30 protein-coding genes and 1 other RNA gene are annotated in these 23455 nt (G+C 68.3%); 20 read left to right on the top strand and 11 right to left on the bottom strand.

Annotated elements, in window-relative coordinates:
- Positions 1–97 precede the first annotated feature (97 nt).
- Positions 98–1744, bottom strand: a complete 1647-nt coding sequence (locus tag GU927_RS14525; RefSeq protein ID WP_161763166.1) for an electron transfer flavoprotein-ubiquinone oxidoreductase — start codon at positions 1742–1744, stop codon at positions 98–100.
- A gap of 282 nt (positions 1745–2026) precedes the next feature.
- Between GU927_RS14525 and greA the strand changes: the two genes are divergently transcribed.
- Together greA and GU927_RS14535 are read left to right on the top strand one after the other, a co-directional pair.
- Positions 2027–2497 (top strand): transcription elongation factor GreA, encoded by a 471-nt coding sequence (greA, locus tag GU927_RS14530; RefSeq protein ID WP_217765678.1) that lies wholly within the window; start codon positions 2027–2029, stop codon positions 2495–2497.
- A gap of 26 nt (positions 2498–2523) precedes the next feature.
- Entirely contained in the window at positions 2524–3546 is a 1023-nt protein-coding gene (locus tag GU927_RS14535) for a hypothetical protein (protein WP_161763167.1), read from the top strand.
- Between the two features lie 31 nt (positions 3547–3577).
- Here GU927_RS14535 and GU927_RS14540 read toward each other — a convergent pair whose 3' ends face one another.
- Together GU927_RS14540 and GU927_RS14545 are read right to left on the bottom strand one after the other, a co-directional pair.
- Entirely contained in the window at positions 3578–4618 is a 1041-nt protein-coding gene (locus tag GU927_RS14540) for an MBL fold metallo-hydrolase (RefSeq protein ID WP_232843820.1), read from the bottom strand.
- Positions 4615–6315 (bottom strand): acyl-CoA dehydrogenase, encoded by a 1701-nt coding sequence (locus GU927_RS14545; RefSeq protein WP_161763168.1) that lies wholly within the window; start codon positions 6313–6315, stop codon positions 4615–4617. Before GU927_RS14545 ends, GU927_RS14540 begins: the two co-directional genes overlap by 4 nt.
- A 149-nt stretch (positions 6316–6464) precedes the next feature.
- On the opposite strand from GU927_RS14545, the gene GU927_RS14550 reads away from it, so the two are divergent.
- The 4 genes from GU927_RS14550 to GU927_RS14565 all read left to right on the top strand — a co-directional run bounded on the left by GU927_RS14550 (position 6465) and on the right by GU927_RS14565 (position 8922).
- Positions 6465–7409, top strand: coding sequence for an L-threonylcarbamoyladenylate synthase (locus GU927_RS14550; RefSeq protein WP_161763325.1), 945 nt, complete (start codon positions 6465–6467; stop codon positions 7407–7409).
- 88 nt (positions 7410–7497) lie between these two features.
- Complete coding sequence (locus tag GU927_RS14555) at positions 7498–7980, top strand: DUF6173 family protein (protein WP_161763169.1); 483 nt, start codon at positions 7498–7500, stop codon at positions 7978–7980.
- A gap of 107 nt (positions 7981–8087) precedes the next feature.
- Positions 8088–8234, top strand: a complete 147-nt coding sequence (locus GU927_RS14560) for an aa3-type cytochrome c oxidase subunit IV (RefSeq protein ID WP_161763170.1) — start codon at positions 8088–8090, stop codon at positions 8232–8234.
- Positions 8235–8313: 79 nt separating this feature from the next.
- Positions 8314–8922: a hypothetical protein gene (locus tag GU927_RS14565; protein ID WP_161763171.1), complete on the top strand. Its 609-nt coding sequence runs from the start codon at positions 8314–8316 to the stop codon at positions 8920–8922.
- Here the strand turns inward: GU927_RS14565 and GU927_RS14570 are convergent.
- On the bottom strand, positions 8919–9245 hold the full coding sequence (locus tag GU927_RS14570) for an AzlD domain-containing protein (protein ID WP_161763172.1): 327 nt from the start codon (positions 9243–9245) through the stop codon (positions 8919–8921). The two genes, GU927_RS14565 and GU927_RS14570, sit on opposite strands and share 4 nt — an antisense overlap.
- The gene (locus GU927_RS14575; protein ID WP_161763173.1) at positions 9242–9943 is read right to left on the bottom strand and encodes an AzlC family ABC transporter permease; all 702 of its coding nucleotides are present in this window, start codon (positions 9941–9943) and stop codon (positions 9242–9244) included. The genes GU927_RS14570 and GU927_RS14575 overlap by 4 nt, the downstream gene beginning before the upstream one ends.
- Before the next feature lie 66 nt (positions 9944–10009).
- Between GU927_RS14575 and mobA the strand changes: the two genes are divergently transcribed.
- From mobA to mscL, 4 genes are all read left to right on the top strand, one after another.
- A complete protein-coding gene (mobA, locus tag GU927_RS14580; protein ID WP_161763174.1) occupies positions 10010–10591 on the top strand; it encodes a molybdenum cofactor guanylyltransferase MobA in 582 nt (193 codons plus the stop codon).
- On the top strand, positions 10588–11940 hold the full coding sequence (gene mobB / locus GU927_RS14585) for a molybdopterin-guanine dinucleotide biosynthesis protein B (RefSeq protein ID WP_161763175.1): 1353 nt from the start codon (positions 10588–10590) through the stop codon (positions 11938–11940). The genes mobA and mobB overlap by 4 nt, the downstream gene beginning before the upstream one ends.
- Positions 11937–12524, top strand: coding sequence for a GNAT family N-acetyltransferase (locus tag GU927_RS14590; protein WP_161763176.1), 588 nt, complete (start codon positions 11937–11939; stop codon positions 12522–12524). Before mobB ends, GU927_RS14590 begins: the two co-directional genes overlap by 4 nt.
- Positions 12525–12684: 160 nt before the next feature.
- Positions 12685–13110: a large conductance mechanosensitive channel protein MscL gene (gene mscL / locus GU927_RS14595; protein WP_161763177.1), complete on the top strand. Its 426-nt coding sequence runs from the start codon at positions 12685–12687 to the stop codon at positions 13108–13110.
- 37 nt (positions 13111–13147) lie between these two features.
- Here the strand turns inward: mscL and GU927_RS14600 are convergent, their stop codons facing one another.
- The 3 genes from GU927_RS14600 to ald all read right to left on the bottom strand — a co-directional run bounded on the left by GU927_RS14600 (position 13148) and on the right by ald (position 15440).
- The gene (locus GU927_RS14600) at positions 13148–13612 is read right to left on the bottom strand and encodes a hypothetical protein (protein ID WP_161763178.1); all 465 of its coding nucleotides are present in this window, start codon (positions 13610–13612) and stop codon (positions 13148–13150) included.
- 3 nt (positions 13613–13615) lie between these two features.
- Positions 13616–14140, bottom strand: a complete 525-nt coding sequence (locus GU927_RS14605) for a GAF domain-containing protein (protein WP_161763179.1) — start codon at positions 14138–14140, stop codon at positions 13616–13618.
- A 181-nt stretch (positions 14141–14321) separates the two neighbouring features.
- Positions 14322–15440 carry an alanine dehydrogenase gene (ald, locus tag GU927_RS14610; protein ID WP_161763180.1) on the bottom strand — a complete coding sequence of 373 codons (1119 nt, stop codon included), beginning with the start codon at positions 15438–15440 and terminating at the stop codon, positions 14322–14324.
- A 152-nt stretch (positions 15441–15592) separates the two neighbouring features.
- Here ald and GU927_RS14615 point away from each other — a divergent pair, with 152 nt between their 5' ends.
- The 4 genes from GU927_RS14615 (at position 15593) to GU927_RS14630 (ending at position 17691) form a co-directional block, all read left to right on the top strand.
- Complete coding sequence (locus GU927_RS14615) at positions 15593–16054, top strand: Lrp/AsnC family transcriptional regulator (RefSeq protein ID WP_161763181.1); 462 nt, start codon at positions 15593–15595, stop codon at positions 16052–16054.
- 136 nt (positions 16055–16190) lie between these two features.
- On the top strand, positions 16191–16520 hold the full coding sequence (locus tag GU927_RS14620) for an ArsR/SmtB family transcription factor (protein WP_161763182.1): 330 nt from the start codon (positions 16191–16193) through the stop codon (positions 16518–16520).
- 5 nt (positions 16521–16525) lie between these two features.
- Positions 16526–17026, top strand: coding sequence for an arsenate reductase ArsC (locus tag GU927_RS14625; protein ID WP_217765680.1), 501 nt, complete (start codon positions 16526–16528; stop codon positions 17024–17026).
- Entirely contained in the window at positions 17023–17691 is a 669-nt protein-coding gene (locus GU927_RS14630) for an aquaporin (protein ID WP_161763184.1), read from the top strand. Before GU927_RS14625 ends, GU927_RS14630 begins: the two co-directional genes overlap by 4 nt.
- A 166-nt stretch (positions 17692–17857) precedes the next feature.
- Here GU927_RS14630 and rpsU read toward each other — a convergent pair whose 3' ends face one another.
- Positions 17858–18064 (bottom strand): 30S ribosomal protein S21, encoded by a 207-nt coding sequence (gene rpsU, locus GU927_RS14635; protein WP_023666753.1) that lies wholly within the window; start codon positions 18062–18064, stop codon positions 17858–17860.
- A 108-nt stretch (positions 18065–18172) separates the two neighbouring features.
- Here rpsU and GU927_RS14640 point away from each other — a divergent pair, with 108 nt between their 5' ends.
- From GU927_RS14640 to GU927_RS14655, 4 genes are read left to right on the top strand one after another with little or no spacing between them, the layout of a single operon-like run.
- A complete protein-coding gene (locus tag GU927_RS14640) occupies positions 18173–18877 on the top strand; it encodes a COQ9 family protein (protein WP_161763185.1) in 705 nt (234 codons plus the stop codon).
- Positions 18878–18880: 3 nt separating this feature from the next.
- The gene (locus tag GU927_RS14645) at positions 18881–19870 is read left to right on the top strand and encodes an NAD(P)H-quinone oxidoreductase (protein ID WP_161763186.1); all 990 of its coding nucleotides are present in this window, start codon (positions 18881–18883) and stop codon (positions 19868–19870) included.
- A gap of 13 nt (positions 19871–19883) precedes the next feature.
- Positions 19884–20150, top strand: coding sequence for a type II toxin-antitoxin system ParD family antitoxin (locus GU927_RS14650; RefSeq protein ID WP_332838506.1), 267 nt, complete (start codon positions 19884–19886; stop codon positions 20148–20150).
- The gene (locus GU927_RS14655) at positions 20150–20440 is read left to right on the top strand and encodes a type II toxin-antitoxin system RelE/ParE family toxin (protein ID WP_161763187.1); all 291 of its coding nucleotides are present in this window, start codon (positions 20150–20152) and stop codon (positions 20438–20440) included. Before GU927_RS14650 ends, GU927_RS14655 begins: the two co-directional genes overlap by 1 nt.
- A gap of 105 nt (positions 20441–20545) precedes the next feature.
- On the opposite strand, the gene GU927_RS14660 is transcribed toward GU927_RS14655, so the two are convergent.
- Positions 20546–21181, bottom strand: a complete 636-nt coding sequence (locus GU927_RS14660) for a ribonuclease T2 family protein (protein ID WP_161763188.1) — start codon at positions 21179–21181, stop codon at positions 20546–20548.
- Positions 21182–21305: 124 nt separating this feature from the next.
- Here GU927_RS14660 and GU927_RS14665 point away from each other — a divergent pair, with 124 nt between their 5' ends.
- Together GU927_RS14665 and ffs are read left to right on the top strand one after the other, a co-directional pair.
- The gene (locus GU927_RS14665) at positions 21306–22061 is read left to right on the top strand and encodes a DUF1013 domain-containing protein (protein WP_161763189.1); all 756 of its coding nucleotides are present in this window, start codon (positions 21306–21308) and stop codon (positions 22059–22061) included.
- A gap of 183 nt (positions 22062–22244) precedes the next feature.
- An RNA gene (gene ffs / locus GU927_RS14670) (signal recognition particle sRNA small type) lies at positions 22245–22341 on the top strand.
- Between the two features lie 45 nt (positions 22342–22386).
- Here ffs and GU927_RS14675 read toward each other — a convergent pair.
- Entirely contained in the window at positions 22387–23454 is a 1068-nt protein-coding gene (locus GU927_RS14675) for a DmpA family aminopeptidase (protein ID WP_161763190.1), read from the bottom strand.
- Between the last annotated feature and the right edge of the window lies 1 nt (position 23455).

Below are 23455 nucleotides of genomic sequence, written 5' to 3' on the forward strand. Positions count from 1 at the left end.
ATGTCAGAAACGAAGAAGGGGCGACCTTCGGCACGCCCCTTCATCTCGGCCCAAATACTCCGGGGGGTGCGGGGGGCTGGCCCCCCGCTGTTCCGGTTCACATGTTGGGATAGTTCGGCCCGCCCGCGCCCTGCGGCGTGGTCCAGACGATGTTCTGGCTCGGGTCCTTGATATCGCAGGTCTTGCAATGCACGCAGTTCTGGAAATTGATCCGGAACGTCGCGTCATTCCCCTCGCCCAGCACCTCATACACCCCTGCGGGGCAATAGCGTTGCGCGGGTTCGGCATATTTCGGCAGGTTCACCGAAATCGGCACCGACGGATCCTTCAGTTTCAGGTGGGCGGGCTGCGCCTCGTCATGGTTGGTGAAGGAATAGGCCACGTTGGTCAGCCGGTCGAAGGACAGAACGCCATCCGGCTTGGGATAGTCGATGACCTTGTGATCCTTGGCCAACCCCGTCGCCGCCGCATCCGACTTGCCATGCCGCAGCGTGCCGAAGATCGTTAGGCCGATGGTGTTGGCCCACATGTCGATCCCGCCCCCCATCAGCGACGCCACCAGCCCGTATTTCGACCACAGCGGCTTGACGTTCCGCACCTTCTTCAGATCGCGCCCGATCGGCCCCGTCCGCACGGCCGTCTCGTAATCCGACAGCTCGTCGCCCATGCGCCCCGCCTTGATCGCGGCAAAGGCCGCCTCGGCCGCCGCCTTGCCCGACAGCATGGCGTTGTGGTTGCCCTTGATGCGCGGCACGTTCACCAGCCCCGCCGAACAGCCCAGCAGCGCCACGCCCGGCGCCACCATCTTCGGAATGGACTGCCAGCCCCCTTCCGAAATCGCCCGCGCGCCATAGGCCACGCGCTTGCCGCCCTTCAACAGCTCGGCCACCATCGGGTGATGCTTGAACCGCTGGAATTCCATATAGGGATAGAGATGCGGGTTCTCGTAATTCAGGTGGACGACGAAACCGACGTAAACCTGATTGTTCTCAAGATGATAGATGAACGACCCGCCGCCCGCATTGCTGCCCAGCGGCCAGCCCATCGTATGCGTGACAGTCCCCTCGCGGTGCTTGGCGGGGTCGATCTCCCAGATCTCCTTCATGCCAAGGCCGAACTTCTGCGGGCACTTGCCCTTGGACAGCTCGTATTTCGCAATCACTTCCTTCGACAGCGACCCGCGCACGCCTTCCGACAGGAAGACATATTTCCCGTGCAGCTCCATCCCCGGCTCGTAGCTCGGCCCCGGCTCGCCCGTCTCGGGGTCGCGCCCGAACTCGCCCGCCACGACGCCCTTCACGCGGTCCCCCTCATAGACCAGCGCCGACGCGCTCATCCCCGGGAAGATCTCCACGCCCAGCCCCTCGGCCACCCCCGCCATCCAGCGGCAGACATTGGCCATCGACACGATGTAATTGCCGTGGTTGTTCATCAGCGGCGGCATCGGGAAATTCGGGATCCGCACCTGCCCCGCGGGGCCAAGGATGTAGAAGTTGTCCTCCTTCACCTCGGTCTTGACCGGCGCGCCCATCGTCCGCCACTCCGGCAGCAACGCATCCAGCCCCGACGGGTCCAGCACGGCGCCCGACAGGATATGCGCCCCGACCTCGGACCCTTTCTCCAGCACCACGACCGACAGGTCCGGATCAAGCTGCTTCAGACGGATCGCAGCCGACAGGCCCGCCGGACCCGCGCCCACGATCACCACGTCATATTCCATCGACTCACGGACGATCTCGGACATCGGCCTGCTCCTTCCCCGCGTTTCCCACCCTGCCCGCGCAACAAAATTGCGGACGGTCGCGCATCCCCTAGCCCAAGCCGCGCTTTGGGGTCAATCGGAACGCGGCATCATGGTGTCGCAGAACGTCATCCGCCCCGTTTTGCGCGCTTTCGCGGCAGCTTGTCGCGCGCCCCTCTTGCATTTGCCGCAGCGGTCGGTTCAGGTGAGGGGGAAATCGCAGCACGATCCGCGCCACAGCCCCGCAAAACGGGCCGTGGCCTTCCTTTTGTTATGTTGGGGCCGATGGAAAAGATTCCGATGACGCGCGCGGGCTTCACCGCGCTGGACGAAGAACTGAAGACCCTGAAATCCGTCGAACGCCCCGCCGTCATCCGCGCCATCGCCGAGGCGCGCGAACATGGCGACCTGTCGGAAAACGCCGAATACCATGCCGCCCGCGAAAAGCAGTCCTTCATCGAGGGCCGCATCAAGGAACTCGAAGGCATGCTCTCGCTGGCCGACGTGATCGACCCGACCAAACTGTCGGGCGCGGTGAAATTCGGCGCAACCGTCACCATCGTCGACGAAGACAGCGACGAAGAGAAAACCTACCAGATCGTGGGCGAGGCCGAGGCCGACATCGAACGCGGCCTTCTCAACATCCGCTCGCCCCTCGCCCGCGCCCTGATCGGCAAGGACGAAGGCGACAGCGTCGAGGTCAAAACCCCCGGCGGCCAGAAAAGCTATGAAATCCTGACCATCCGCTACGTCTGACCACCGCGACACACTCCGGGGACGCAATGCCAGACGACCACGACAAGCCAGAGCCTTTGGGCATGTTCATCAGGGCGGAAGATCCACCGAACCTTGGCCCGACGGAAATCGTCGCGGCCCTGCTTGCCATCGTCTGGGTCGTGGCGGTCATCGCCTATGCCATCATCTCGCCCGCCACCGACGGCGGCGGGCTGCTGGGCCTTGTCATGACGCTGCTCGTCGTGTTCCTGCCGCTCGCGCTGATCTGGGCCGCCGTCACCACGCTGCGGTCCGTCCGCGTCCTGCGGGCCGAGGCAGCGCGCCTGCAGGCCACGGTCGACGCGATGCGAAACGCCTACCTCATGTCGCAGCAAAGCTCTGCCGCGATCCGCCCCGCCGTCGAACAGAAACTCGACGAGGTGGCACAGGTCACGAAAGAGGCCGCAGGCGTCCTCGCCACCTTCCAGACCCGCCGCGACCCCGGCCTGACCGTGCCCTCCGCCGACCGCAAGGCCGCGATGGTGGCCCCGCCGCGCCCCGCCGCGCAGGACGAACAGCCCGCCCTCGCGCTCGGCACGCCTGCCGAAGACCTGCGCCCCCCGCTCTCGGTCGCCGATTTCATCCGCGCCCTGAACTTCCCCGAAGGCCCCGACGACCGCGAAGGCTTCCGCGCGCTCCGCCTCGCCCTCGAAGACCGCAGCGTGGCCAAGCTGATCCGCGCCGCGCAGGACGTGCTGACGCTCCTCTCGCAAGAGGGGATCTATATGGACGACCTCCGCCCCGACCGCGCCCGCCCCGAGCTCTGGCGCAAATTCGCCGCAGGCGAACGCGGCCGCACCATCGCGGCGCTGGGGGGTATCCGCGACCGCTCCTCCCTCGCCCTCACCGGCGCGCGGATGCGCGAGGATCCGGTGTTCCGCGACGCGGGCCACCACTTCCTGCGGACCTTCGACAAGACCTTCCAGGAATTCGAATCGAACGCCTCGGACGCCGACCTTGCCGAACTGGCCGACACGCGCACCGCCCGCGCCTTCATGCTCTTCGGCCGCGTGACGGGCACCTTCGACTGACGCGCGATCACGGCGCGCCCCGCGCCCCGTGTCAGTGCCTGCGCTGCCAAAGCCACGCGCCCGCCGCCGAAAGGCTGCGGCTGACCTGACCCCGCGCCAGCAGGCAATTCAGATGCGCCACCGCCTCGACCAGCGCCATGCCGTATTCCGGCCCGTCGATCCTGCGCTTGAACACCGGCAGGAAACACTCCGCCGCCACCTGCGGTTCGCCCAGATGCTCCAGCAGACGCGACAGCGCCCCCTCGTGGTTCTCGGCCATCTGGCGCAGCCGCAGCGGCAAGCCGGTAAAGGGCAGCTTGTGACCGGGCAGCACAAGATGCTCCTCGCGCGCCAGCGGCGCAAAGCGGGCACAGCTTGCCAGCCACTCGCTCAACGGATCGGCGTCGGGTTCGGTCGGATAGACCCCGATATTGGCCGAAATGCCGGGCAGCAACTGGTCGCCACCCAGAACCAGAGGATCGTCCAGACTCCACAGCGTGGCATGTTCGGGCGCGTGCCCGTCGCCCGTGCGGACCACCCAGCGCCGCCCTGCCGCGGTGACGGTGTTCCCCTCCCTGATGCGCGTGAACCCGGGCGGCAGCGGCGCCACCACATCGGCAAAGTTGAAAGGGCGGGTCGTGGCATAGCGCTGCAACCGCGCCTCCGGCACCCCCGCGCGGCGCTGGAAGGCAACCGCCTCGGGCACCGGCCTGTCCTGTTCGTCCAGAACCAGCATCCGCGCGTAAAGCCAGCTTGTCCGCGTGGTGACAAGTTCCGCCCCGCGCGACTGGAACCATCCGGCCAGCCCGATATGGTCGGGGTGGTAATGGGTGACGATAACGCGCCGGACGGGCCTGCCCGCCAGCGGTCCGGCCAGCAGCCGTTCCCAGATCGCCTTGGCCCGATCCGAGGCAAAGCCCGTATCGACGACCGTCCACCCGTCCCCGTCATCCAGAGCAAAGACATTCACATGGTCCAGCGCCATGGGCAGCGGCAGGCGCAGCCAGAGGATACCTTCGGCGATTTCGGTGACGTCGCCCTCGGCAGGGGCCTGGGCAAAGGGGTGGCGGATGCCGGTATCGGACTGGGTCAAGCGGCTAGGTCTTCCGGAGCAAGGGCGTAAAGATCGGTAGACCCTTCCCGCGCCTGTGCCAAGAGGGCGGCATGTTCTGGCAACAGGCGGCGTATGGCGACGCGCGCCAGCGCCGCGCGCGGCCCGCCCGCGTGACGGGCGGCCCGCAGATGGGCATCCGCCCCGAGCACGAGCGCGAAGGCCCGCAGATAGGGAACCGCCCCCGCGAAACGGTCCGTCAGCCCCTGCTTCAACAGCGTCTCCGTCGCCTCGCGCAACGCCTCGGCCGCCTGCCAGACCTCATGGGCAAGCTCGGGATGGCCGGCCCGCGCCGTCTCGGCGGCGGCCTGCACCTCGTCGATCAACGCAAAGGCCGCTGCCCCGCCATCGGCCATCTTGCGCGCGGTCAGGTCCATCGCCTGAATGCCGTTCGTGCCCTCGTAGATCGACGTGACGCGCACGTCGCGGGCATATTGCGCGGCCCCCGTCTCCTCGACAAATCCCATGCCGCCGTGGATCTGGATGCCCAGTTGCGCCACCTCGTGCCCCGTATCGGTGCCATAGGCCTTGGCGATCGGGGTCAGCAGCGCGGCACGGGCCTGCCAGTCCGGCGCACCCGTCGCTGTGGCCATGTCGATGGCATGGGCACAGGACAGCGCGATCGCGCGGGCCGCAAAGACCTGCGCGCGCATCGTGGCCAGCATCCGCCGCACATCCGCATGCTCCACGATGGCCGCGCCGCCCGTCGGCGTGCGGCCCTGGATGCGCGTCTGCGCGAAGGCCAGCGCCTGACCGAAGGCCGCCTCGGCCACCCCGATCCCCTGAACACCGACCCCGAGCCGCGCGTTGTTCATCATCGTGAACATCGCCGCCATCCCCCGATGCGCCTCGCCCACCAGCCAGCCCTTGGCACCGTCATACTGCAGCACACAGGTCGGGCTGCCATGCAGACCCAGCTTGTGCTCCAGACTGACGGTGGTCACCGCATTGCGCGCGCCCGGATTGCCCGCGGCATCGGGCAGGAACTTGGGAACAAGGAACAACGAGATCCCCGCCGTGCCCGGCGCGCCATCCGGCAGGCGGGCCAGCACGAGATGGCAGATGTTCGGCAGGAAATCCGCATCCCCCCAGGTGATATAGATCTTCTGCCCCGTGATCGCATAGCTCCCGTCGGGGTTGGGCTCGGCCTTCGTACGCAGCGCGCCGACATCCGATCCGGCCTGCGGCTCTGTCAGGTTCATCGTCCCCGCCCACTCGCCCGATGCCAGTCGCGGCAGATAAAGCGCACGCAGCCCCGGCGCGGCATGATGTTCCAGCGCCTCGATCTGGCCCTGCGTCAGAAGCGGCCCGAGCTGCAGCGCCAGACAGGCGCCCGACATCATCTCGTTCACCGCCGTGGCCAGCGTCATCGGCAGGCCCATCCCCCCGCTCTCGGGGCGGGCCGCCATGCCGATCCAGCCCCCCGCCGCGATCGCCCGATAGGCCTCGGCAAAGCCCGGCGGCGTGCGCGTCACCCCGTTCTCCAGCCGCGCGGGATGCCTGTCGCCCACGCGGTTCAGCGGGGCAAGCGTCGTCTCGCACAGCCGCGCGGCCTCGGCCAGAATGGCCCCCGCCATGTCGCGCGGGACCGCGGCAAAGCGCGGCGTCGCGGCCAGCCGGTCATATCCCAGCAGATCCAGCAGCAGGGCAAAGTCGGAGAGGGGGGCGCGATAGGGCATCGGTCTTTCCTTCGGTCGTGCCGGTGCTTGGCAAACGGGCCTTGCGGCGGTAATGGCACGGGGCCTTCACCCTGCACATGGGGCACAAGGGGCCCGCAAAGGATTGCAGCCTCCGCGCCCCGTCTTCAACCGGTACGCTGCGTCAGATGATGACCGAGGATTTGACCGATGGCCCCGAAGGGCTGGCGCGCGCGGCGACGCTGCTGCGTGGCGGCGGTCTTGTCGCCTTTCCGACCGAAACGGTCTACGGTCTGGGCGGTGATGCGCGCGACGACCGCGCGGTCGCGCGGATCTTCGACGCCAAGGGACGGCCAAGGTTCAACCCGCTGATCGTGCATGTGCCCGACGTGGCGGCAGCGCGCGAGTTTGCCCGTATCGACGCACGGGCCGAGGCGGTGGCGGCGGCCTTCTGGCCGGGCCCCCTGACGCTGGTCCTTCCCTTGCGCGACGGGGCGGGCCTCTCGCCCCTCGTCACGGCGGGGCTGGACACCGTGGCGATACGGGTGCCGGCCCATCCGCTCGCCCGCGCGCTGCTGCGCGCCTTCGGCGGTCCCCTCGCCGCGCCCTCGGCCAATCCCTCGGGCAAGGTGTCGCCCACCCGCGCCGCGCATGTGCGGGCCGGTCTGTCGGGCCGGATCGAGGCCATAATCGACGGCGGTCCCTGCGCCGTAGGGGTGGAATCGACCATCCTCGGTCTGGACGGCCCCCCTGCCCTGCTGCGCCCCGGCGGTGTGCCGGTCGAGGATCTGGAACGGGTGCTGGGCGAAACGCCGGTGGCGGGCGGCTCGGCGGAAAAGCCCAACGCCCCGGGCCAACTGGCCAGCCATTACGCCCCCGCCGCCGCCGTCCGGCTGGACGTGACCGAACCGCGGCCGGACGAGGTGTTCGTGGGCTTCGGCGACTGCCCCGGCGCCGCGCTGTCCCTCTCCGAAAAGGCCGATCCGGTCGAGGCCGCCGCGCGCCTGTTCCACATCCTGCGCGAGGCGGACGCGCTGGCGGGCGATGGCGGACGCATCGCCTTTGCCCCCGTGCCCGAAACCGGACTCGGCCGCGCGATCAACGACCGGCTGCGCCGCGCGGCGGCCCCGCGCTAACCTCGCCCCCGCCTGACTGCGCCCATAATCCCCGCCCCGTCCCGCATACCCCCTTGCGTCACGGCCCCCGATCCCTTTCCCTGTCGCCATGACCGACGAAATTTCGACCTCCGCCGAATATGCCGAAACCGCCGCCCTTCCCCGTGCGGTCGCCACCCATGCCGACCCCGCCGAATGCGGCAGGCTGGAAAGCCAGCCCCTGCCCCCCGCCGCCACCCGCAAACCGGTCGAGGAGAAAAGCCCCGCCGAATGGGCCTATGAACGCCTCATCCTCTACATCCAGAATTTCGAGGCGCAGCTCGATTCCACACAGGAAATCGCCATGGGCTTCACCGGCGGTCAGGCGGGCGTGCTGACGATCGAAGGCGTGGGCTTCTTCGACCCCGATCTCGTCACCTTCTACGGCCGCGACGAGGACGGGCTGAAGACCCAGCTCATCCAGCATGTGACGCAACTCAACGTCATCCTCCGCGCCGTGCCGAAAGAGGAACCCTCCGAACCGCCCCGCCGCATCGGCTTCCAGATCATGCGCCAATGGGCCGGAGGCGAAAGCGGCGACGCCTCGGCATAGGACGCACCCCGCCGCCCCCCGCTGCACAGGCCCTGCGACCGTCGCGAGGGGTGACATATGCCCATGAATCAGCTATTGCGCGCAAAAGAACGGGAAAGGGAACCAACATGGCCGATCACCACAACGACTTCACCCCCGGCAGCATGGACATCCGCGTGCAGGAAAAGACCTTCGCGGGCTTCATGGCCTTCGTGAAATGGGGCGTCATCATCATTTTCGCCATCCTGATCTTCATGGCACTGGTCAACGCCTGACCTGACGATCCTTTTCCTGCGGCCCGCAGCCCCTGCGGGCCGTCCCTTTTCGATCAACCCATTTTACCCGGATCATCCCATGCTGCGCGCCGTCCTCGCCCTTTTCGCGCTCCTCACCCTCGCCGCCTGCGGGGCAGAGCCTGTCTGGGCCCCCGACGAAAAGATCGCCGCCGCGCGCTATGTCCATGACGAACCGCCCTCGGTCACGCTCTTCACCGTGATCAACAACCGCTCCGACGCGGGCGCGCACAGCGGGCTGATGATCAACGGGTCGGAACGGATCATGTTCGATCCGGCGGGCACGTGGAACCACCCCCGCATCCCCGAACGCAACGACGTGCATTACGGGATCACCCCCCGCATCGTAAATTTCTACATCGACTATCACGCGCGCGAGACGTTCCGCGTGGTCGAACAGACCATCCCCGTCAGCGCGGGCGTGGCCGAACTGATCGCCCAGCGCGCCAAGGCCTATGGCGCCGTGCCCAAGGCGCAATGCGCCAAGTCGATCTCCTTCATCCTCAAGGACGTACCGGGCTTCGAATCGATCCCGCAGACCTGGTACCCGAACAAGGTCATGGACGCCTTCGCCAAACTCCCCGGCGTCACCGGCCGCACGATCTATGACGAGGATGCCGACAAGAACCACGGTGTCCTGCTGGTGCAGGCGGCGGAAAACCCGCTCTAACCCGCCACCGCCAGCAACGCATATAGCGTCGCGCCCCCCGCAAGGATCGCGGCCATCGTGCTCCGCGTGACCAGCCCCACCAGCAGCGTCACCCCCGCCGCCGCCAGCCGCGCGGGGTCCGTCTCGCCCCCCGTCGCCGCGGGCCACAGCACCCCGGGCGCCACCAGCGCGGGCAGCACCGCCACCGCCGTATAGCGCAGGCACCGCGTCAGCCACGCGGGCAGCGGCCGCGCCCCCAGCGTGCCAAGGAAGGAAAACCGGATCGCATAGGTGCCAAAGGCCAGCGCGGGCAGCACGATCCAGAAGGCGGTCTTGTCGATCATCCCCGCCCCTCCCGCCACCGCTCCACCCCCGCGCCCGTGGCCATGGCGACCGAGGCCGCGACCAGCAGTCCCGTGCCATAGGGCATCCCCGCGAGCAGCAGCGACAGCGCGATCGACACCCCCGCCGCCACCAGATGCGGCAGGCTCCGCAGCATCGGCGCGACCATGGCAAGGAAGGTGATGGGCAGCGCGAAATCCAGCGCATATTCCGGCGGCAGCGCCCGCCCGATCATCGCCCCCGCAAAGGATGCCGCAAACCACAGCGGCGCCACCGCCACCACCGCGCCAAAGAACACCGCCCGCTTTTCCCGCGCGGTCATCTCCGGCCGCCGGTCGATCTCGGCCACCGTGGTGGCAAAGCTCTGGTCGACAAGGAAATAGGCCATCAGCGCCCGCGACCGCAGCGGCAATTCCCCGAAATGCGGGGCGAGCGTGACCGAATACATCACCATCCGCAGATTGACCGCCAGCGCCGTCGCCAGCACCACGATCACCGGCGCATTCTCCTGCATCGTCTGCAGCGCGGCGAATTGCGACGCGCCGGCAAAGACGCTGATCGTGAACAGCATGGTTTCAAAGACGTTCAGCCCCGCCTCCGTCGCCACCACGCCGAACAGCACGGCAAAGGGGCCGACGACCACCGTCATCGGCGACGCGGCAACCAGACCACGCAGAAAGGCTTTACGAACGGGGGTCATCAGTCCTCGCGCTTTACCTCGCGCGCCGAAGGGCTTAGGCCTTTCCGCAACAAAGGGAAAGGCGTCATGCGAATTTTCGGGGCGATCCTCGCAGGCGGACAGGGCCGCCGCATGGGCGGTGCCGACAAGGCGCTGCTCCCCCTCGCGGGCCGCCCCCTTATCGCCCACGCGATCGACCGCCTCGAACCACAGGTCGAACGCCTGTCGATCAGCGCCAATGGCGACCCCGCGCGCCTCGCCCGCTTCGGCCTGCCCGTCCTGCCGGACCGCGACACCTCCCAAGGCCCCCTCTCCGGCATCCTCGCCGCGCTCGACTGGGCCGCCCCCCTTGGCGCCACCCACCTCGTCACCGCCCCCACCGACGCCCCCTTCCTGCCGCCCGACCTGACGCCCCGCCTCCTTCTCGCCGGTGACACGGCCCTCGCCCGCTCCGCAGGCAACGACCACCCCACCTTCGGCCTCTGGCCCGTCGCCCTGCGCGACCCGCTCCGCGCCTTCCTTGCCAGCGGGGCGAAAACCTCCATCCGCGCCTTCGCCGACGCGCAAGGCGCCGCCCGCGCCGATTTCCCCGATGACGGCGCCTTTTCGAACCTGAACACCCCCCAAGACCTCGCCACCGCCGAGGCCCGCATCGCAGCCGCGACATGAGGGTCTACGGCGTCATCGGCTGGAAGAATTCCGGCAAGACCAGCCTGATGGAGCGCCTCGTGGCCGACATCACCGCGCGCGGCTTCACCGTCTCGACCGTGAAACACGTCCATCACGACGTCGACCTCGACCAGCCGGGCAAGGACACCCACCGCCACCGCATGGCAGGCGCGCGCGAAGTCGTCCTCGCCTCCAAGGACCGCTACGCCCTGATGGTCGAACATCGCGGCCCCGAACCCGACCTCGCCGCCGTCCTTGCCCGCATGGCCCCCGTCGACCTGATCCTCGTCGAAGGTTACAAGCGCGATGCCCACCGCAAGGTCGAAGTCTGGCGGCGCGAAACCGGCCACGACCTGATCCAGACCACCGACCCCCTCGTCCGCGCCGTCGCCACGGACGAAGACCTCACCCTTCCCGTCCCCGTCCTGAACCTGAACGACACGCGCGCCGTAGCGGATTTCATCCTGACCGAAACCGGCCTCATCGGCCCCCGCCGCATCGACACCGTCGCCATCGTCGACTGGTCCGCCAGCAACGGCCCCGCCCCGCGGCCTGCGGAAAACACCATCTGGATCGGCACCGCCACCACTGCAGGCACCACCGCGCAGCACTTCCCCACCCGCGCCGCCGCCGAAAGCCACCTGTCGCAGCTGATCGAAACCGAACAGGCCGCAGGCCGCCGCCTGCTGATCGGCTGCGACTTCGCCATGGGCTACCCCGCAGGCTTCGCCAAGGCCCTGACCGGCAGCGCCAACCCCCGCGCCGTCTGGCAATGGCTGGCCGAAAACCTGACGGACGAAGGCAACGTCAACAACCGCTTCGCCCTTGCCGACCGCATCAACGCGCAGCTTGGCGACGGCCCCTTCTGGGGACGCCCCCGCACGCTGGACCTGCCGCACCTGCCGGAAACGAAACCCGCCCGCCACGCCTTCGCCGAACACCGCGCCGCCGAAGGCGCGGTCAAGGGCGCGCAGCCCGTCTGGAAACTCTTCACCACCGGCTCGGTCGGCGGCCAGTCCCTCACCGGCCTGCCCATGATCCACCGCCTGTCCCAGCGCCCCGGCGTCGCCGTATGGCCCTTCGACCCGATCGACACCGCCCCGACGATCCTCGCCGAAGTCTACCCCTCGCTCCTGCGCGAGGCCGTCGCGCGCAAGGTCGCGCAGGGCTGGATCACCGACGCGGCACAGGTCACCCTCCTCGCCCGCGCCCTCCTCGCCCTCTCGCACCACAACGCCCTCGCCCCCCTCCTCCAGACCCCGCCCGATCCCCGTATCGGGGAAGAAGGCTGGATCCTCGGTGCGGGCCACGAAGCCGCCCTGCGCGCGGCGGTCGGGGGGGACGGATGACCCCCGTCTCCATCCGCCACGGCCTGCCCGACCACCTGCGCCCGCAGGCGGCGCTGCTCTACTGGCAGGCCTTCGGCGGCAAACTCGGCCGCGTGCTGGGGCCGGAACCGCTGGCGCTGGCCTATATCGGCCGCGTCATGCGCGCCGACCAATGCCTCGTCGCGCTCGACCCTGCCGATGCGCTGGTGGGGCTGGCGGGCTTCAAGACCCGCCACGGCAGCTTTGCCGGCGGGTCCGAATCCGACCTGCGCGCCATCTATGGCCGGATCGGCGGCACATGGCGCGCCTTTGCCCTGCACCTGCTGGGCCATGACACGGACAGCAGCCGCTTCCTGCTCGACGGCCTCTGCGTCACGCCAAGGGCGCGCGGCCAAGGCATCGGCACCGCCCTTCTGCACGCCATCATGGCGCAGGCGCGCAGCAGCGGCTACCAATCGGTCCGGCTGGACGTGGTCGACACCAACCCGCGCGCCCGCGCGCTTTATGAACGCTGCGGCTTCGTGCTGGACCGCACCGCGGGCATCGGCCCGCTCAGCCTCGTTTTCGGCTTCTCCGCCGCCCACAGCATGGTCCGCAGTCTCTGACCACAGGCCCGCGCGCAACAGATCGGCCCGCTTCGCTCTGCCGCGGGGCTTTTTCCGTCGAAACCATGTTCAAAATGTCGCATACTTTTGTATGTGTCTGCCGACACGACAGAAGGGCAAGCCCCGCAAAGGGGCGGAACAAACAACGGGAACCAGTGGAATGCTCAACGAATTCAAGACCTTCATCGCCCGCGGCAACGTGGTCGATCTTGCCGTCGGTATCATCATCGGTGCGGCCTTCACGGCCATCGTCAATTCGCTGGTGGGCGACCTGATCAACCCGATCATCGGTCTCATCACCGGCGGCGTCGACTTCTCCAACCTCTACATCGACCTGTCCGGCACCAACCCCGCCTCGCTCGCCGCCGCACGCGACGCCGGCGCGCCGGTCTTTGCTTATGGTGCCTTCATCACCGCCGTGATCAACTTCCTGATCATCGCATGGGTGGTGTTCCTCATCGTCAAGGCGGTCAACAAGCTCAAGGAAGCGACCGCCAGGAAGGAAGAGGCCGCCGCGGCCGCGGCCCCCGCCGGTCCGACCGAACTGGACATCCTCATGGAAATCCGCGACGCGCTGAAAAAGTGACGCGCCCCCGCCACGGGCCACCGGCCCGTGGCACGCCTCAGCGCCGCCAGCCCTCGATCAGGCCCAGCGCGCCCCGCGCGATACCGCCCATCACCGTCTCGGCCCCGATCTGCGCCTCGGCCAGCAGACGCAGGCGGTGCAGGATCGCCCGCTCGTCCGGCGCGAACGCCTCCTCTCCCCGCCGCGCCAGCAACAGCATCCCGCGCTGCGCCTCGCCCGCGGCCACGGGCACGCACAGCACTGCCCCGATCCCCGCCGCCAGCGGTTCCGCCAGCAGCGCGGCCTCCGGACCGTGCCATTCCTCCGGCCCGTTCCCCGCAGGCAAGGCGGGAAAGCTGAACACCTCCGCCCCTGTCCCGCTTGCGCCCATCACATGGTGCATCCCCCCGCAGACCAGCGTGACCACCGCCACATCCGCCCGCACCGCCACCACCGCCAGCGCGCAGATATCATCCAGCGTCCGGCTCCGGCCCGCCCTGATCCCGACCACGCTCCCGCCCATCGCTCAGCCCCGCATCCCGTCCAGATGCCGAAAGGCATCCTGCGCCAGACGCGCCAGCGTCATCTCGGTCCGGATCTGCGCCTCGCCCAGCCCCGCAAGGCGCCGCACCAGATCGCGCTGCCGGTCGGTGAACGCCGCGACCGGCCCGCGCCACGCGATCCCGAACATACCCACCATCTCGCCGTCATGGTGCAGCGGCGACAGGATCGCCGCGCCCATCCGCTCCAGCCGTCCGTCCACCATCGGATGCGCCGCCGTCGCCACATCCCCCGCCATATCCGGCAAAAGCATCAGGTCCCGCCGCCCCGCCACGGGCCCGCCGATCCGCGGGAAGACCGTCACATCGGTCCCCGCCCGCCCCACGATCCGGTGCTGCCGGTCATCGACCACCGTGCAGAGCGCCAGATCCGCCCCCGCCGCCCGCATCCCGATCTCGCACAGCGCATCCAGCACCGCGCCGGGCAGCACGGTCTGCAGACGGTGGACAACCCGCAATCGCCGCAGGTGGGACGGTATGGCAATGTTCATCGCAGTGGCTTTCGTGCAGGGATGGTCTGACGCAGCGCGGCACAACCGGAAAACGGCACCGCAACACCCTGCCCCGTCCCGCACCGAAAGTGTAATGGCACAGGTGGATGGACCCCATCCGTCCGCATGTAGAAACCGCCAAAGGCGTCCCTCCGGCGGTTTCAACTCCGCGTGAGCTTGCTCAGATCGCCAGCGCCTCTTCCGGTGTGATCGACGGCAGCCCCAGCGCCGCCCCCACCGCCGCATAGGTCAGCTTGCCCTTGTGCGTGTTCAGCCCCGCCATCAGATGCCGGTCCTCGGCGCAGGCGCGCTTCCACCCCTTGTCGGCCAGCGCCAGCATGAAGGGCATCGTCGCATTGCCCAGCGCCATGGTGGACGTGCGCGCCACCGCGCCGGGCATGTTCGCCACGCAGTAATGCAGGATGCCGTCCACCTCGTAGATCGGGTCCTGATGCGTCGTCGCGCGGCTCGTCTCGAAACAGCCGCCCTGGTCGATCGCCACATCGACGATCGCCGCGCCGGGTTTCATCGTCTTCAACTGCGCCCGCGTCACCAGCTTCGGCGCGGCGGCCCCGGGGATCAGCACCGCCCCGATCACCATGTCCGCCTCCGCCACCAGTTCCGCCGTCAGCCCCGCACTGGCGTAACCCGTCTTCACCGTCCCGTGGAAGATGTCGTCCAGATAGCGCAGCCGCGGCACCGACCGGTCAAGGATGGTGACATCCGCCCCCATCCCCGCCGCCACGCGCGCCGCCTGCGCGCCCACGACCCCGCCACCGATGACCAGCACCTTCGCGGGCAGCACGCCCGGCACGCCCCCGAGCAACACGCCCCGCCCGCCATTGGCCTTCTGCAAGGTCCAGGCGCCCACCTGCGGCGCCAGCCGCCCCGCCACCTCGGACATCGGCGCCAGCAGGGGCAGCCCGCCCCTGTCATCCGTCACCGTCTCATAGGCAATCGCCGTCACGCCCGACGTCAGCAGGTCCTTCGTCTGCTCCGGATCGGGGGCAAGGTGCAGATAGGTGAACAGCACCTGCCCCTCGCGCAGCCGCGCGCGCTCCACCGCCTGCGGCTCCTTCACCTTCACGATCATCTCGGACTTGGCAAAGACCTCCGCCGCATCGGCCGCGATCCTCGCCCCCGCCGCGATGTAATCGGCATCGGCAAAGCCCGAACCCACGCCCGCGCCGGTCTCCACCAGCACCTCGTGCCCATGCGCCACCGCCTCGCGCGCGGCTATGGGCGTCATGCCCACGCGGAATTCCTGCGGCTTGATCTCCTTGGGGCAACCGATCTTCATTCTCTCTCTCCCTGACGGGCCTCTCTGGACGGGCCCTGTGGGGAAAGTCTCGGTCACATCCGGTGCAATTGCTTTGAATTCTGCATGACGCACCCCCGCCCCTGCGGTAGATTCTGCCGCAATCGCGCCCTTGGACGAAAGGTTCTCCTGCAATGTCAGAACTCGACGCAACCGACCGCCGCATCCTGACCGTTCTGCAAAAGGAAGGCCGCATCACCAATGCCGAACTTTCCGAACGCGTGAACCTCTCCCCCTCCGCCTGCCACCGCCGCACCCAGCGGCTCGAGGAAGAGGGGTTCATCGCCGCCTATGTGGCCCTCCTCGACCCCCGCCGCCTTGGCCGCCCCACCACCGTCTTCGTCGAGATCACCCTGCAAGGTCAGGCCGACGACCTCCTCGACGCCTTCGAACGCGAGGTGGCGAAGATCCCCGACATCCTCGAATGCCACCTGATGGCCGGTCAGGCCGATTACCTCCTGAAAATCCTCGCACAGGACACCGAGGATTTCGCCCGCATCCACCGCCAATACCTCTCGCGCCTGCCCGGCGTGCGGCAGATGCATTCCTCCTTCGCGCTCAGAACCGTGGTGCAGACGACAGCGCTCGCCGTGTAGGTCAGGACCACACTCCGGACCGCCCGTCCCGGGCTTGACCCGGGACCCCTTCCCGCCGCCGCAAAGCCCCGGGTTCGGCACGGTGCGCGTCGTAACCGTCACACCGCCGTTACAACCCTTCGATATTTCTCGAATCATGGAAATTACACACGCCCTCCACAGCTTCGACGCCCTCGCGCATCCCGTGCGCCTCGCCGCGCTGCGCCTGACGATCCGCCACGCCCCCGATGGCCTTGCCGCAGGCGACATCGCCGACACCCTTGCGATCCCGCCCTCCAGCCTGTCGCCCCACCTCGCGCGGCTTCACCGCGCGGGCCTCCTGATCCGGACCCGCCACGGCCGCACCCTGCGCTACCGCGCCGACATGGCCCGCCTTCGCGCCCTGACCGGCTGGCTCGCGCAGGATTGCTGCGGCGGCTCGCCCGAAACCTGCGCCCCCCTCCTCGACGCACTCCCCTGCCCATGAAGGCCATGATGCAAGACCCCCTGACCATCCTCATCCTCTGCACCGGCAATTCCGCCCGCTCCATCATGGGCGAGGCGATCCTCAACCGCGTGGGCCAAGGCCGCTTCCGCGCCTTCTCCGCCGGATCGCAACCCAAGGGCGAACCCCACCCCCTCGCCCTGAACCTTCTGGCCCGCGAAGGCCATGACACCGCCTTCGCCCGTTCCAAAAGCTGGGACGAATTCGCCGGACCTGACGCGCCCGCCCTCGACCTTGTCATCACGGTCTGCGACTCTGCGGCGGGCGAGACCTGCCCCTACTGGCCCGGCGCACCGATCACCGCCCATTGGGGCATCCCCGACCCCGCCGCCGCCACGGGAACCGAAGCCGAACGCGCCCTCGCCTTCGCCACCGCCTATGCCCAGCTCACCCGCCGCGCGCTGGCGCTGGCCGCCCTCCCCCTCGCCACACTCGACCGCGCGGCACAGACCGCGGCCATCCGCGCCATCGGACGCCTGCCCGAATGATCCCCGCCACGCCCCGCAGCCTGAGTGCCGAAGCCCTCGGCACCGCCCTCCTCGTCACCGCGGTCGTGGGCTCCGGCATCATGGCGCAGGGATTGACGCAGGACACTGCCCTCGCCCTTCTGGCCAATGCCATCGCCACGGGCACGGCCCTTGTCGTCCTGATAACCATCTTCGCCCCCGTCTCGGGCGCGCAGTTCAACCCGGTCGTCACCCTGATGCTCGCCCTGCGCCGCGAAGTCACCCCCGCCGCCGCCACGGCCTTTGCCGCGGCCCAGATCGCGGGCGGCGCCCTTGGCACGCTTCTCGCCCATGCCATGTTCGACCAGCCGCTCTGGCAGCAGGCCAGCACGGCGCGCATCGGCCCCCATCTCTGGCTGGCCGAAGCCCTCGCCACCGCCACCCTCCTCCTCGCCATCCTCGGGGCCCGCGCGGCAGGGGCCAATGTCGCGCTGGTCGTGGCCGCCCAGATCACCGCCGCCTACTGGTTCACCGCCTCCACCAGCTTCGCCAACCCCGCCGTCACGCTGGCGCGCACCCTGACCGACAGCTTCGCAGGCATTCGCCCCGCCGACGCCCCTGCCTTCCTCGCCGCCCAGATCGCCGCCGCGCTCCTCGCCACCGCCCTCGGTGGCTGGCTCTTCCGCGCGGCCCCGCATCCGGACTGAACCCGCCCCTGCCCCGTTGGACAAATATCCTGCGGGGGGTCCGGGGGGCGCAAAGCCCCCCGTGCGCCACCCGCCGCCCCGCACCGCCGCAGGAAATGAAAAACCCCCGGCCTCGCGGACGGGGGTTGATCGGGCGGGCATCGCTGCCCCAGTGTTCGCAAACGCCTTAAAGGGCGCCTTCGCGCTGCGCCTTCTTGCGCGCGAGCTTGCGCGCACGGCGGACCGCTTCGGCTTGTTCGCGTGCTTTCTTGACGGACGGTTTCTCGAAATGCTGCTTAAGCTTCATTTCACGGAAAACGCCTTCGCGCTGAAGCTTTTTCTTCAGGGCACGGAGAGCCTGTTCGACGTTATTGTCGCGGACGCTGACCTGCATGTGGTTGTCACCACCTTCCTAAGTTAGAGTTGCACTACAGTGTGCAGGCGCGCGCCCTATAACAAAGCCAAAGCGCCCTGTCCACCGATGCCCGCGAAGGAGTCCGCCATGGAACACCAGACCACCCCCGAAAACGCCCGCGACGCGGTGCTTTCCGCGGCTTTGCCCCATGTTCCCTTCGACGGCTGGTCCGAAACCACCCTGCGCGCCGCCATCACCGATTCGGGCGTGGCCGAAGGATTGGCCCGCGCCCTCTTCCCCCGCGGCGGGATCGACCTCGCCGTGGCCTTCCACAAGGACGGCGACGCACGGATGCGCGACACCCTCGCCGCCACCGACCTGTCGCAGATGCGCTTCCGCGACCGCATCGCCTTCGCCATCCGCACCCGTCTGGACCTTGTGGACGACCGCGAACTCGTCCGCCGCGGCACCACGCTCTTCGCCCTGCCGCAGCACGCCCCCGAAGGCGCGCGCCTGATCTGGGGCACCGCCGACGCCATCTGGACCGCCCTCGGCGACACCACCCGCGATCTCAACTGGTATTCCAAACGCGCCACGCTGTCGGCTGTCTACGGCTCCACCGTCCTCTACTGGCTGGGCGATGACAGCCTCGGCCATCAGGCGACGTGGGACTTCCTCGACCGCCGCATCGCCGACGTGATGCAGATCGAATCGCTCAAGGCCAAACTGCGCGAAAACCCCTTGGGCAAGGCCATCCTTGCAGGCCCCGCCAAGGTGATGGAGAAATGGCGCGTCCCCACGGTCCCCGACGACCTGCCGGGCAAGATGATGGACCGCTTCCGCCAAGGATAACCGATGGAACTCTCCCACACGATGCGCGCCGTGGAAATCACCGAACCCGGCGGGCCGGACGTGCTCAAACCCTGCACCCGCCCCGTTCCGGTCCCCGGTCACGGCCAGATCGTCATCCGCGTGGCCTATGCCGGCGTGAACCGCCCCGATGCCCTGCAACGCGCGGGCAGCTACGCGCCCCCCGCCAACGCCTCGCCCCTGCCGGGGCTCGAGGCATCGGGAACCGTGGTCGAGATCGGCCCCGGCGTCACCCGCTGGTCCATCGGTGACAAGGTCTGCGCCCTCCTGCCCGGCGGCGGCTATGCCGAATACGTCGTCACCCCCGAAGCCCACGCCCTGCCTGTCCCCGCGGGCCTGTCGATGGCCGAAGCCGCCTGCCTGCCCGAAACCTGCTTCACCGTCTGGTCCAACGTGGTGATGCGCGGCGGGCTCAAGGCGGGCGAACGCTTCCTCGTCCATGGCGGATCGTCCGGCATCGGCACCACCGCCATCCAGATCGCCAAGGCCTTGGGCGCCCGCGTCTTCACCACCGCAGGCTCCGACGACAAATGCGCCGCCTGCGAAACCCTCGGCGCCGACAAGGCGCTGAACTACCGCACGGGCGATTTCGTCGCGATGATGCATGACGAAGGCGGCGCGCAGCTGATCCTCGACATGGTCGGCGGCCCCTACCTGCCCCGCAACGTCAAGGCACTGGCCACCGAAGGCCGCCTCGTCCAGATCGCCTTCCTGCAAGGACCGAAGGTCGAGTTGAACTTCGCCGAGGTGATGATGCGCCGCCTGACCATCACCGGCTCCACCCTGCGGCCCCAAAGCGACCTTGCCAAGGCCCGCATCGCGGCCGAAGTCGAGGCGAACGTCTGGCCCATGATCGCCGCCGGAAAATTCCACCCCGTGATGGACAGCGAATTCCCGCTGGCAGACGCCGCCGCCGCCCATGCCCGCATGGAAAGCAGCGGACACGTGGGCAAGATCGTCCTGAAGGTGGAGTGAGACACCGGTTGGCGTGATTACCAATATCTGGTATCATCTCGGCATGAGCCGCAATACTTCCGTATCCCTCGGCGACCACTTCGCCTCCTTCGTGGACGACAGCATCCGCTCCGGCCGCTACGGCAGCGCGAGCGAGGTCATCCGCGCCGGTCTGCGCCTGCTCGAAGCCGAAGAAACCCGCCTTTCCGCCCTGCGTGCAGCGTTGGTGGAAGGAGAGACCTCCGGAATCCCGGTCGAATTCGACTTCGACGCTTTCCTTGCCGCCCGTCCGCGGGCCTGATGCGGCGACTGCGCCTTAGCCCAGCCGCGCAGTCGGACCTTGCATCGATCTGGGATTACACGTCGGACCGCTGGGGCGCGGCGCAAGCGAACCGCTACGTTTCCCTGATCCGTGCCCGCGCCGAAGCTCTGGCACAAGGAACGGCATCGGCCCGTCGGGCAGACCACGTCCGTAAAGACTATGTGATCGTTTCTGCCGGCTCGCACCACTTGTGGTGCAAAATCACGCCAGACAGCATCGACATCATCCGCATCCTGCACCAATCGATGGACGTGCCGCGCCACCTCTGACCTGCCTGACCACCCCGATCCCCACGACACCGCGACAGACCCGCCTGCAGCGTAACCCCGTCTGCCATCCGGCAATCCGCCGCGGGATGGGCAACATTGCCCAACCTACCGCACCGCCTCCATCCCCACCACGCCGCGGCACACCCGCCCCACATCCCCCGCACAATCGCGGAACTCCAGCGACTTCGTCAGACAAACCCGCACTTCCTGCACCATGCCGCCCTTGCAGGTCACCACCACCCCCTCCGGGCTCATCCCCGGATTGGCCTCCAGAAACGCATCCTCCACCACATCCGCCTCCAGCCGGATATCCCGCCCCAAGGCACGGAACACCTCCGGCACCACCACGCGCCCCTTCGCCTCCCGCGCCAGATCGTAGAACCCCGCCGCCGACAGGCCGGAACACCGCCCGTGCTTCTTCCACTGGTAGAAGGCCGCCCCCGCCCCCCCGAACACATCCGCCTGCGCCGCCGTCATGCCCCGCGACGGATCACCCTCGCCCGTCCGGCAGAAACTCGGCCACCCCTCCTCGTATTGCGGCCACAGCCCGTGCAGCACGAAATCCACCCCGCGCCCCGCATCGCATTGCGGATCGTCCCGCCCGTCCCCCTCCAGCGCGCACCAGCTGGCCGACCAGGACAGAGCGGCGACGTAATAGTCGAAATCCCCCGCCCGCTCGCCCTCGGCCCTTGCCCCGCCTGCCGCCAGCAACCCCACCAGAACCGCAACGATCACACGCATTTTCACTTCCCTCCCTTCACAAAACTCACTATATGCCCTGCTGAACTTCCCCGAAATCGTGGAAAGGCGGCCCCGGCCGCAGCCGATTTCCCGGCCCGAGAAAGATATTGCAAGGAGCCATCCGATGACGAAGCCGCTCATGGCCAAGGCCACCGCCGTCTGGCTTGTGGACAACACCACGCTCTCGTTCAAGCAGATCGCCGATTTCTGCGGCATGCACGAACTCGAAGTGCAGGGCATCGCCGACGGTGACGTCGCGACGGGCGTCAAGGGCTTCGATCCCGTGGCCAACAACCAGCTCGACGCCATCGAGATCGAGAAGGGCCAGAAAGACCCGCTCTACAAGCTCAAGCTGAAATTCAACGCGGCTGCGGTGGGCGAGGAGAAGCGTCGCGGTCCCCGCTACACCCCGCTGTCCAAACGCCAGGACCGCCCCGCCGCGATCCTCTGGCTGGTGAAGTTCCACCCCGAACTCTCCGACGGCGCCATCGGCAAGCTGGTGGGCACCACCAAGCCCACCATCCAGTCGATCCGCGAACGCACCCACTGGAACATCAACAACATCACCCCGATCGACCCCGTCGCCCTCGGCCTCTGCCGCCAGACGGAACTCGACGCCGCCGTTCAGGCCGCCGCCCGCAAGAAGGCCGCCGAAGGCACCGTCATGTCGGATGACGAACGCCGCAAGCTGGTCTCGACCGAACAGTCGCTCGGCATGTCCGACGATCCCAAGATGCCCTCGAACATCGCCGGTCTCGAAGCCTTCACCCTGTCCGAGCGGGAAGAGAAGCCCGCCGATTTCTCGGATGCCGAAAGCTTCTTCAACCTGCCGCAGGGCGATGATGACGAGGATGAGGACGAAGACGACGACCGTCGCTGATCCCTCCCTCCGTTCCGACCCAAACCGCCAAGGGCAGGCCGCCGCGCCTGCCCTTTCGCATGTCCCCGCCCCGTTGCGCCGGACGCCCCCCGCCGCGCGCTGCGTGCTGACAGTTTGCGGTACAGCCCGCGGCACAGCCATCGGCGCTTGCGAATCCGCCCCCGCCCGCCTATATCACCCCCCGAGAGGTTGGCGCGGGCGAGCGCCTCGCCAACCCGGTCAGGTCCGGAAGGAAGCAGCCGTAACGAGCCCCGCTTGGGTCGTTGTCCAGCCTCTCACCCTTTCCCCTTCCCCTCCGGTTGCCCGCCCCGCCCGGTGCGCGGCCTCACCGCTCGGCGAAGATCGCGCGCAACCGTCCGGTGTCCAGCGCACGGCAGATGCGCCCTTCGGGCTTGACCGTGGGCACATCCTCGCCCGCCACCATCGCATTGACCACGGCTTCCTCGATCGCCTCCACCGCTCCCAGATAAAGCGGGTCGATATGTTCGGAGTTCAGTTCGACCCTACCCGTCAACGGCCCGTCGACCTGCGGCATCGGCCCGTCATTCGCCGTTGAAAACGCAAGGAAAATGTCGCCGGAATTGTTCCCCCCCGGCGTGCCGCCACGGCCGATCCCGATCGCCGCCCGCTTGGCCAGTTGCCGCAGCGACAGGCCCGATAGCGGCGCATCGGTCGCAAGGATGACGATGATTGACCCCATCTCGGCCGAATAGAGCGCATCCTCCGGCATCAACCGCCCGACCGGCCGCCCCAGGATGTTCAGCCACGCCCGCAGCCCGTGATTGGCCTGCACCAGCGCGCCCACGGTATAGTGCTGCCCGCGGATCGCCACGCGGCGGGATGCGGTGCCGGTTCCGCCCTTGAACTCGTAGCAGATCATCCCGTTGCCGCCGCCGGTCGAACCCTCGGCCACAGCGCCGCCCGACACCGACTGCAGCGCGGCCAGCGCATGTTCGGGCTGGACATGCAACGCGTTGATATCGTTCAGCACACCGTCATAGGTTTCGGCCACCACCGGCATCGCCCAGGCGTGCTGCTCGCGGAACCACGCCTCATAATGCCCGATCATCCAGCGCGTCGCCCCCAGATGGGCCGCACCCACCCCATGGGTATTGGTGATCAGCACAGGCCCTATGAAATAGCCCGCATCGTCGATCCAATGCGTCCCTGTCATCTCGCCATTGCCGTTCAGCGCGTAATGCCCTGCCCATACGGGGCGCGGCTCTCGTCCCGGTCGCGGCAGGATCGCGGTCACCCCCGTCCGCATCTTCCGCGCCGGATCGGTCAGCGTGCAGAACCCCACCTGCACGCCCGCGACATCGGTGATGGCATTGAACGGCCCCGGCGTGCCGGGAAAGGGAAGGCCAAGATCGCGCGCGCGGGGTCGTGTCATG

Source organism: Paragemmobacter amnigenus, assembly GCF_009908265.2.
Classification (GTDB): Bacteria; Pseudomonadota; Alphaproteobacteria; order Rhodobacterales; family Rhodobacteraceae; genus Paragemmobacter; species Paragemmobacter amnigenus.